Here is an 8,927-nt window from a genome sequence, read left to right as displayed (position 1 = left end):
CCGCGCGTCGGGCCTCGGCCATGCCCGCCGACGAGAAGCAACCGAACCACCACTGCACACCAGCTCAGCCACTCGAAGCGAAACAGGGAGGCTAGTGCTCCGTCGTGCACTGGCGGGCGTGCCGCTGCCCCGGGCGAGCGATGGCCGCCTGGTGCTGGCCGTGGACGTCTCCCCGTGGCTTCGGCCGGATGCCGACACCTGCTCGGACCGCTCCTTCTGCCACACCTTCGGCCGTGGCCTGGGCAAGCACCAGATGGTGCCTGGCTGGCCTTACTCAATCGTCGCCGCCCTGGAGACCGGCCGCACCTTATGGACCGCCCTGCTGGACGCGATCCGGCTGAGGAGGAGGAGGCGGCGCGGTGTCTGGCGCCCGGTGTCTGGCGCCCTGCCTCGGATACGGGTGCCGAAAGACAGCCGCGCGCAAATGTCGGCCGGGGACCGCAGACGACCGGGCATGTCGCGCTCGTTCAGGGCACCGATGACCAGGTCTGCGGTGAGGCCCCCGGGCGCGGCGGGCTGTAGTCGGGGGCGGAGCCGTCCGGAGTCTGCGGCTGCGAGGCTCTCGGCGACTTGACTGGCAGATAGTTAGCCGCCATATTACTTCTCATGAGTGACGAGGATGCGAACCGTGCTGCACCCACGCTCGAACAGGCGCGGAAGCAGATCGCGCGGTACGGGCTTGAGGCCGACCCGCAGGCGGTGCTTGTCGCGGTGCGCCTGATGGCTGCCGGGGCGCGCCTGGACCGGGCGTCCGAAGTGCACTTTGCGCGTTCCGGGCTGTCGACCGGGCGCTACCGCCTCCTGGTGGATCTCGAGGACAGTGACGGGGAGAAGTCGCCGTCGCAGCTCGCAAAGAGTCTTGGCGTCTCGCGCGCCACAGTGACCGGCCTGGTCGTTGGCCTGGAGCGAGAGGGTCTGGTGGCTCGCCGCGCCTCAACGGAGGACGGGCGGGGCGCAGTAGTCGTACTCACAGCGCGCGGCAGCCAGCGGTTGCGCGATATGGCCGCGGACCACTTCGCACGGCTTGAGGCGCTGGTCGGTGGACTGGCTGCCGGCGAACGCGGGCTGTTCCTCGACCTCCTGGAGCGGATCACTCAGCGGATCGGCGCATTGACTGCCGAATAGCTGCGGCATCACTTCCGCGCGTGGGCGGCTGTCTCGACCGCGCGGCACCCTTTCCCACACCCAAGTAGTTAGCTACCTAATCAACTAGTTAGCCAGCTAATTATTTTCGAGGAGTCACATGAGTCGCCCTCCCAGAACCGCCCAGCGCGGTTTCGCCACGCGTCCGTTCACCCTGTGGAAGGAAGTCGCGACCGCCTACCTGGCCCCCGCGCTCACCGCCGGGCTCGGCGGATTCCTCAGCGGCCAGCCCGAACTGACCAGGGCTGCCTTCACTTCCATCGGGGCCACATCGGCCTTGGTGGCCTGCATCGTCGGCGCATGGCTGCACCGCCGTGGCCGCCCCCGACGCTGGACAGCCTCGGCGCCGCGACCGGTACTCACCCTCGGACTTGCCATTACAGCGGCCGGAATCGCCGGCCTGGCCGGATGGTTCGGATCCGACTGGCTGCCGTCGCACACACCGGTGCCCGATGCCGGATGGCTGGAGCGGCTGCGGATCGACCTGCCGCTGTCGGCCAGCCTGGCCGCCGCCATCGTCACCTGGCGGTGGCACGGCACGACATCCCGGCAACAGGCCTGACCCAGCCCTTCCCACCCGATTCTCCAGACCCCTCACCCACGAAAGGCACACTGTGATCACCATCATCGGCGCCACCGGCGCCACCGGCAGCGCCCTGCTCCGGCGGCTCATCGAACTCGAAGTCCCCTGCCGCGCCGTCAGCCGTACGCCCGACAATCTGCGCGCCGCCATCGGCACAAACACGCCAGTCGAGATCGTCGGTGCGGACGCCGCAGACCCTCAGACGCTCCGCGACGCGTTCGAGGGATCCACGCAACTGTTCCTCGCCATGGCCAACAGCCCGCGTCAAGCCGAGCTGGAGACCAACGTGATAGACGCCGCATCCCACTGCGGGGTACGGCACGTGGTCAAACTCTCCGCCCCAGCAGCCGAGCCCGCCTCACCGGTGGCCATCTCGCGCAGCCACTGGCAGGTCGAGGAACACCTCGCGACAACCGAAATGACGGCTACGCTGCTCCGGCCCTACGCATTCATGCAAAAGCTGCTCCTGAACGCCCCAGCGATCGCCGAGGGCGTACTCATCGGGGCCATGCGCGAGGCACCCTGTAACTACATCGACGTCCGAGACATCGCCGACGTCGCCGCCGAGACCCTCCTGCGCCCCAGCCTTGCCGGCGCCACCTACACCCTGACCGGCCCGCGGCCCTTCAGCCAACCCGAGCTCGCCCGTCTACTCGGCGAGTTGACCTGCCGCCCCGTTCGCTACATCGACCTGCCACCGAGCGAGTTCCACAGCCACCTCCTGTCCACCGCACATATGCCGCCCTGGCTCGCCAGCCACGTGGTAGAGATCCAGCAACTGGCCATCGCCCGCCCGGAATCTCCCAACGACACCATCGAGACCATCCTCGGCCGCCCCGCCAGGACACTGCACACCTTCCTCCGCGAACATCTCCACACGTTCACCAAGACCGCCTGACCGACCGCCCAACCGTCTGCCCCGCCCCGCCGGTTCGTCGACGTCACCGCGTCCTTTGAGGACGTCGTGGTGTTCTGCGACGGCCAGGTCGTCGCCCGCCACGAACGGTCCTGGGCCAAGCAGGCCGTGGTCACCGATCCCGCCCATGCCGCCACGGTCAAGCGGATGCGCCAGGCCCTGGCCGAGGACCGCCACCGGCGCCAGGCAGCAACACGGCAGCACACTGACGGGCACATCGTCGCCCTGCGGCCCCTGCCGGACTACGACGCCCTCTTCGGCGTCGATTTCGACCAGCCGTCAACAGAAGCGAAGTGACATATGACCATGGCCACCACGATGCCGAAGGACGGCCTGCCGTCCATGATCGCCTACCTGACCCGGGTCCTGAAGACCCCGACGATCGGGGCCTGCTGGGAGGACCTGGCCGCCCAGGCCCGCGATGAGAACTGGTCCCACGAGGAATACCTGGCCGCCCTGCTGCAGCGGCAGGTCGCCGACCGCGAGTCCAAGGGCACCGTGATGCGGATCCGCACCGCCCACTTCCCGCAGGTCAAGACCCTCGAGGACTTCAACCTCGACCACCTGCCCTCGATGCGCCGCGACGTCCTCGCGCACCTGGCCACCGGGACGTTCGTCTCCAAGGCCGAGAACGTGGTCCTGCTGGGGCCACCCGTTATCAGCGGGGCGTGAGCTCCTCGATTCTCTGTCTGCGACGAGCGTCACCGTGAGCGTTCTGTGTCGTTGATGCACTGCTATCAACGGGAGTTCTTCAACGAGACGGAACGGCATCAGTGGCACTCAGCTTGGCGGTCCTGCCCTCGGGCGGACGGCGGACGTGGACCGTGGTCGACGAGAAGTACCGGACGGTCGCTCCGGTGGAGGAGTGGCTGGAGGCCCACCGGCTGTTGTGGTCGCCGAACACCGTCCGGGGCTATGCGACCTCGCTGGCCCAGTGGTGGACCTTCCTCGAACAGCGCGAGGAGACCGCGGCCTGGGCCGATGTCGGGGTCCCGGCGGTGGCGCGGTTCTTGTCCTGGCTGCGCAACGGCCGCACGGTCGAACATGCCCTGGTCGTCCCGAAGGACGCCCCGGCGCCGGAGACGCTGGAGGCCCGGCTGGCCGCGCTGATCTCCTTCTATCGCTGGCAGGAGGCAGTCTTTTCCGTGCCGGTCGCGGGCCGGCTGATGCGCGGGGCGCCTCGCCGGGCTCCGGCCCGCGGTCTGCTCGCGCACCTGGATGCCCGTTCCACACCTGGGCCGTCGTCGCTGGTGAGGGTGCGTCGTCATCGCCATCGCGGGCGGCCACCGCTCCTGTTGCCGTCCGAGATCCAGGCGGTCCTGGACGGCTGCGCGAGGCCGGAGGCCGGCGGCGAGTGGGCGGGAAATCTGCGGGACCGCCTGCTGTTCGCGTTGCTCGCGGAGACCGGCATGCGCCTCGGTGAGGTGCTCGGCCTGCGGATCGGGGACTTCGTCATGGGCCGCGGCAGTACTCCGTATGTCGAGGTCGTCCCGCGCGAGGACAACGCGAACGGCGCAAGGGTGAAGATGATGCGCCCTCGGCGCGTCTATGTCGGCGCCGACCTGGAACGGTTGTTTGCCGACTACCTCGTCCATCTCGCAGTCCGTGCCGCAGGCACCGGGCTGGAAATCAGCTCGGACTCGCCGCTGCTGGTGAATCTGGACCGGCCGCCGCTGCTGGCCGCGCTGAAGGAGGGGACGGTGCGGGACAAGACCGCCGCCCTGCGCAAGAAGGGAATCGGCCCCGCGTCCTGGACCCCGCACTGGTTCCGGCATACTCACGCGACCGCGTTGTTGCTGGCCGGGACGCCGGAGTGGGTGGTCTCCCGCCGGCTCGGGCATGCGCACGTCCAGACCACCCTCGACCTCTATGGCTGGGTGCGGGAAGACGAGGCCCTGCGGGCCGCGGCGAACTGGAAGTCGTACGCCTCCGCCTGGCAGGTGAGCGATGCCCGGTGAACCGCGCCATCTCCACGCTCTCTCCGCCGAGGACCCGATCTGGCGGCTGTGGTCCGAGCTCCCTGCCCCCTGGAAGGGGCCGGTGATCGGCGACGGCATCGAGGACTGGAAGAGGATCACCGAGAACGGCGACCGCCGGATCGACCTGCGCGGACTGCCCGATCCGATGCCTGCCGAACTGGCCTGGATGGCGCACTGGCAGGCCTTGGACGGAACCCGCTCCGCGGTGCTGGGCACCAATCAGCTCGCGAACATTCTGCGTCGGGCGATTCGGGAGAAGCATCCCTTCCCAGCCTCGATCCGGGCGATGGACGCCGAGGCAGCCCTGGCTTTGCAGCGGTGGTTCTATGCCACCCGCTGGGGCCGGCTCCCGCCTCACGGCAGCATCGCCCGACTTCGAGTGATCTTCCGGTTCTCCCGCCTGGCCCTAATGGCCCGCTGCACGGACGGAGCCTGGTGGCAGCTGGACGAATGGCACCCCCGTTGCGATCCCCGGATCCCGCTCGCGGAGCACGAACCGCAGGCCCACTACGGCTGTTCCCCCTCGACGATCAGCCACCGATGGCTGCGGGAGGCGGTCAAGTGGTATCTCGGCACTCAGCTCGAGGCCGGCGTCCTGCGCTGGTCCACGGTGAGCCAGGAGCGCATGCGGTGCTTCACCCGGTTCGGCCGGTGGCTGGAGACCTTCACCGACCCGCTCGATGTCCTGGGCGATCCTGCCCACGCGGTCGAGCTCGCTGCCGCCTTCCGCCGCTGGGACGCCGACCCCGCCAACCGGCTCCTTCGCCGATCCGAACAGCGATTCGCGAACCGTCCCGTTCATCCCCGGATGATCAACGACGACCTGCGGGCTGTCGCGGAGCTCTTCGCGTTCGTCGCGGCCAACCCCGCCGAGGCCCGCCAGATCCTCGGCCCCTACCCGTGGTCCCGGGTCACCGACGCCCACGCGGCCGGCTGGTTCCGCCAGGTCTCGCGGATCCCGCACCAGCGAGAACTCAACGACGAGCACTACGTCGACGACCACGCCCTCGCCCAGATCCCCGCGGCCCTGCCCCTGCTCGGGCTCGGCCGCGACGAACGGCTGACGTTCACCCGCGGCGACGGGCAGGAGGTCACCGCTCGAGGCTTCGACGACCCGCAGGCCATGCGCATGATCCTGTTGCAGATCCTCACCGGGCGACGCTCCAGCGAGGTCCGCACCTGCCGCTTCGACTGCCTCTCACCGGCCCCGACCGGGCGGCCGATGCCGCCGAGGGCGAGGAGATCGCCCGCTTCCACTATGCCCAGAGCAAGATCGATATCGCGCCGGACACCATCCTCGTCGACCAGGAAGTCGTCGCGGTCGTCGAAGAGCAACGGGTCTGGGTCCGCGAGCACTTCCCCGACATCACCCCGCGGCGTCTGTTCCTTCAGCGGACCGGGAACCGTCAGGGCGATAAGCCCTACCCGTCCGGCAGCTACAACTGGATGCTCCGCGAGTTCAGCAAAATCGTGAAGATCACCGACGGCAAGGGCAAGCCCATCGGCCTGAGCCACACCCACCGTTTCCGACACACCAAGCTGACCCGTCTCGCCGAACTCGGCCTGCCGGTGCACGTGTTGATGCGCTATGCCGGACACGCCACCCCGACGATGTCGATGCACTACGTCGCCGCCCGCCAGGAACACGCCGAGCAGGCATTCCTGGCCACCGCCAAGCTCCGGGCCGACGGCAGCCGCGTCGCCTTCTCCCGCGACGACCACGACAGCCTCCACCTGTTCAACCGCGCCGACCGCTTCCTGCCCCACGGCTGGTGCATGCTGCCGCCGCTGCAGACCTGCGACAAAGGAAATGCCTGCCTGACCTGCTCGGTCTTCGTCACCGACGCCTCCCACCAGAACGCGCTGGAACGGCAGTTGACCGAGACGGAGGCCCTGATCAACCGCAGCACCACCGCATTCCAGGAACGGCACGGACGTCCGATGCCCGAGGACAACGTCTGGCTGCTGCAACGGCGGGCCGAGCACGCGGCCCTCATGAAGCTGCTGGACACCCTCCAATCCACCCCCGACCGAGCCGTCCAGGGCGCCGGCTGCGGCGCCGCCCCCACCGGCCCCGTCCCGCTCACCCTCGACCTCGACCGTCACCGAAGGACCCGGCCATGACCGACGACGCTCGCGCCAAGCGCACCCAGACACTCGCCACCGCCGCGAAGGCGAAGTCCCAGGCCAAGAAGGAGGCCGCCGAGAAGGCGATCCGCACGCTGGTCAAACGCGGTGAGCCGATCACCTTCCAGGCCGTCCAGCGCGAGGCCGCCGTCTCCCATGCGTTCCTCTATAACCACCCCGACCTGCGGGGACGCATCGAACGGCTACGGGCCCAAGCCCAACCGGTTCCCGCACCGACCCCTCCAGCCGACGGGCAGAGCACCCTCGCCCTCGCGCTGACCAGTCAGATCACCCGCTTGAAGAAGCTGCACCGCGAAGAAGTACAGGCTCTGCGAGACGCGCTCGAACAAGCCCACGGCGAGAATCTCGACCTCCGCCGCGAACTCGCCCGTCGCGGAGGAACCGCAGCAGCCCCTCAGTGACGGCCCACCCGATCAGCCAACCACGTGGCATGCTGACGGATCCGGGATAGATCATCGGGAAAACAGCTCTCCCATCCCTCGTCCAACCTCTTCCAAGCCACCGGCTGCCCGGCCTCCGGAACAAACGAGGCCGCTGCATCAACGACGGCGGCATACGACAGCCCGAGCGTGACCGGCAAGTCCGGGTGATAGGAGCGAACCGCAACCGCTGCCGGCTCAGGCAGCGGTTCCACCCGAAGGCCCGTCTCCTCGAAAAGCTCCCGGATGGCGCCCTCGCGCGGTGTCTCCCCGGCCTCGACCCTCCCGCCCGGAGGAACCCAACCCCGCCAGCGGTGCTTCACCAACACCACCCGGGCAAGATCCTTGTCGAACACCCAGACCTCGGCTCCAAGAGGCTCCATCGGTCCCCGCCGGGCAGCAGTCAGCCACCGGCAGGCCCCGTCGAACTCGGCTATCGCCTGTTCAGCGTCGTTCACCGCCGCTTCGACGGCCCGCTCATCGACCACCTTCTGACTCATCGGGCCAACATACGAGGCTGCACTGACAACGCAGCCACGTCACATCGATCTCATGAAGGTCCCACCCAGCGGCAATATGCCGAATCTCGAACCAAACCCTCGATAACGCCCGGGATCGGCAAGACACACCTCGCCATCGGCCTCGGGGTCAAGGCGGCCCACGCCGGGCACTCCGTCCTGTTCGACACAGCGAGCAACTGGATCACCCGCCTCGCCACGGCCCACCAGGCCGGCCGCCTTGAGGCCGAGCTGAAGAAGATCCGCCGCTACCGACTGATCATTATTGATGAAGTCGGCTACATCCCCTTCGACCAGGACGCCGCGAACCTGTTCTTCCAGCTGATCGCGTCCCGCTACGAACAGGGCTCGGTCATGGTGACCTCGAACCTGCCCTTCGGACGCTGGGGAGATACCTTCTCCGACGACGTCGTTGCAGCCGCCATGATCGACCGCCTCGTCCACCACGCCGAGGTCCTCACCCTCACCGGCGACTCCTACCGCACCCGCCAACGACGCGAACTCCTCGCCAAGGAGAACCGCACACACCGCGACTGAACCAACCCCAGAGGGTCAATTCTGCGGGAGCGAAGCGTGCTCAATTCTGCGGGAGCATTGACACGCCGGTCGGCTGCTCGCCGCGATGACCCTGTCCCGCACTGCCGCCTCACGAGGAGAGTCGCTCACCCCGGCCCTTCTCGCCGGCTGGCAGAAGCTGGTCCTCGGGGGGAACGAGGTGCATCTGCGCCAGAGCGACGCCTTCGCCAAGGATGGCCGGGAACGATACGGGCTCACGCCCCACACCTGGCAGGATTTCGCCGCCTGCCTGCACCAGAACGCCGACCCGTCGGTCCCCCTGCACGCCCGTGCGGCCAGGGCTCATCTCGACATCGCCTTCTTCCACTCCTACCCGGACGGCAACGCCCGCCTGGCCCTGCTGGTCCTCGCCCACGTCCTGGAAGCGGAAGGAGTACGCCTGGACGAAGTGGGGCCGCTGCAGACCACCCGCTACGCGGACGACCCGGACGGCGCACTCGACCTGGCGGCTCTGGTCACCGTACTGATCCGCGCCACTCACCGCCGGGCAACCACCCGTGGAAGGGTGCCGTCCTGACGGGTGTCGTGCCGCGCGAGTTCCGGTTGCAGTCGCGGCTGAAGGAGTCATGCTGAGGAGGGAGAGCGCGCCACGATGATGTTCCTGCCTCGGCACCCGTGACTCCCGGCCAGCCTGACGTACGACGG

General features: G+C 68.5%; 11 protein-coding genes and 2 pseudogenes. 12 read left to right on the top strand and 1 reads right to left on the bottom strand.

Annotation, left to right across the window (positions count from 1 at the left end; genetic code table 11):
- Nucleotides 1-97: 97 nt before the first annotated feature.
- The 10 genes and pseudogenes from ABTY04_RS39505 to ABTY04_RS39460 all read left to right on the top strand — a co-directional run.
- A pseudogene (locus ABTY04_RS39505) lies at nt 98-574 on the top strand (transposase); the annotation flags it as partial.
- Nucleotides 575-606: 32 nt separating this feature from the next.
- Complete coding sequence (locus ABTY04_RS39500) at nt 607-1,125, top strand: MarR family winged helix-turn-helix transcriptional regulator (protein ID WP_352218267.1); 519 nt, start codon at nt 607-609, stop codon at nt 1,123-1,125.
- Between the two features lie 118 nt (nt 1,126-1,243).
- Nucleotides 1,244-1,705, top strand: a complete 462-nt coding sequence (locus ABTY04_RS39495; RefSeq protein WP_352218266.1) for a hypothetical protein — start codon at nt 1,244-1,246, stop codon at nt 1,703-1,705.
- Between the two features lie 52 nt (nt 1,706-1,757).
- Complete coding sequence (locus tag ABTY04_RS39490; protein ID WP_352218265.1) at nt 1,758-2,624, top strand: NmrA family NAD(P)-binding protein; 867 nt, start codon at nt 1,758-1,760, stop codon at nt 2,622-2,624.
- A 3-nt stretch (nt 2,625-2,627) separates the two neighbouring features.
- Nucleotides 2,628-2,939: pseudogene (locus ABTY04_RS39485) on the top strand (Mu transposase domain-containing protein); the annotation flags it as partial.
- 9 nt (nt 2,940-2,948) lie between these two features.
- The gene (locus ABTY04_RS39480) at nt 2,949-3,314 is read left to right on the top strand and encodes an ATP-binding protein (RefSeq protein WP_352218264.1); all 366 of its coding nucleotides are present in this window, start codon (nt 2,949-2,951) and stop codon (nt 3,312-3,314) included.
- Between the two features lie 101 nt (nt 3,315-3,415).
- Nucleotides 3,416-4,600: a tyrosine-type recombinase/integrase gene (locus tag ABTY04_RS39475; protein WP_352218263.1), complete on the top strand. Its 1,185-nt coding sequence runs from the start codon at nt 3,416-3,418 to the stop codon at nt 4,598-4,600.
- Nucleotides 4,590-6,095: a site-specific integrase gene (locus ABTY04_RS39470; protein ID WP_352218262.1), complete on the top strand. Its 1,506-nt coding sequence runs from the start codon at nt 4,590-4,592 to the stop codon at nt 6,093-6,095. Before ABTY04_RS39475 ends, ABTY04_RS39470 begins: the two co-directional genes overlap by 11 nt.
- A complete protein-coding gene (locus tag ABTY04_RS39465; RefSeq protein WP_352218261.1) occupies nt 6,092-6,745 on the top strand; it encodes a tyrosine-type recombinase/integrase in 654 nt (217 codons plus the stop codon). Before ABTY04_RS39470 ends, ABTY04_RS39465 begins: the two co-directional genes overlap by 4 nt.
- Nucleotides 6,742-7,170 carry a DUF6262 family protein gene (locus ABTY04_RS39460; protein ID WP_352218260.1) on the top strand — a complete coding sequence of 143 codons (429 nt, stop codon included), beginning with the start codon at nt 6,742-6,744 and terminating at the stop codon, nt 7,168-7,170. The genes ABTY04_RS39465 and ABTY04_RS39460 overlap by 4 nt, the downstream gene beginning before the upstream one ends.
- On the opposite strand, the gene ABTY04_RS39455 is transcribed toward ABTY04_RS39460, so the two are convergent.
- Nucleotides 7,164-7,571 (bottom strand): NUDIX domain-containing protein, encoded by a 408-nt coding sequence (locus tag ABTY04_RS39455; RefSeq protein WP_352218259.1) that lies wholly within the window; start codon nt 7,569-7,571, stop codon nt 7,164-7,166. The genes ABTY04_RS39460 and ABTY04_RS39455 overlap by 7 nt on opposite strands.
- Here ABTY04_RS39455 and ABTY04_RS39450 point away from each other — a divergent pair.
- Together ABTY04_RS39450 and ABTY04_RS39445 are read left to right on the top strand one after the other, a co-directional pair.
- A complete protein-coding gene (locus ABTY04_RS39450) occupies nt 7,503-8,243 on the top strand; it encodes an ATP-binding protein (protein WP_352218258.1) in 741 nt (246 codons plus the stop codon). The genes ABTY04_RS39455 and ABTY04_RS39450 overlap by 69 nt on opposite strands.
- Before the next feature lie 85 nt (nt 8,244-8,328).
- Entirely contained in the window at nt 8,329-8,799 is a 471-nt protein-coding gene (locus ABTY04_RS39445) for a Fic family protein (protein ID WP_352218257.1), read from the top strand.
- The last annotated feature ends 128 nt before the right edge of the window (nt 8,800-8,927 follow it).

Origin of the sequence: Streptomyces sp. NPDC097981 (assembly GCF_040302565.1) — a bacterium.
Classification (GTDB): domain Bacteria; phylum Actinomycetota; class Actinomycetes; order Streptomycetales; family Streptomycetaceae; genus Streptomyces.
This window is presented reverse-complemented; position numbering and strand designations above follow the sequence as displayed.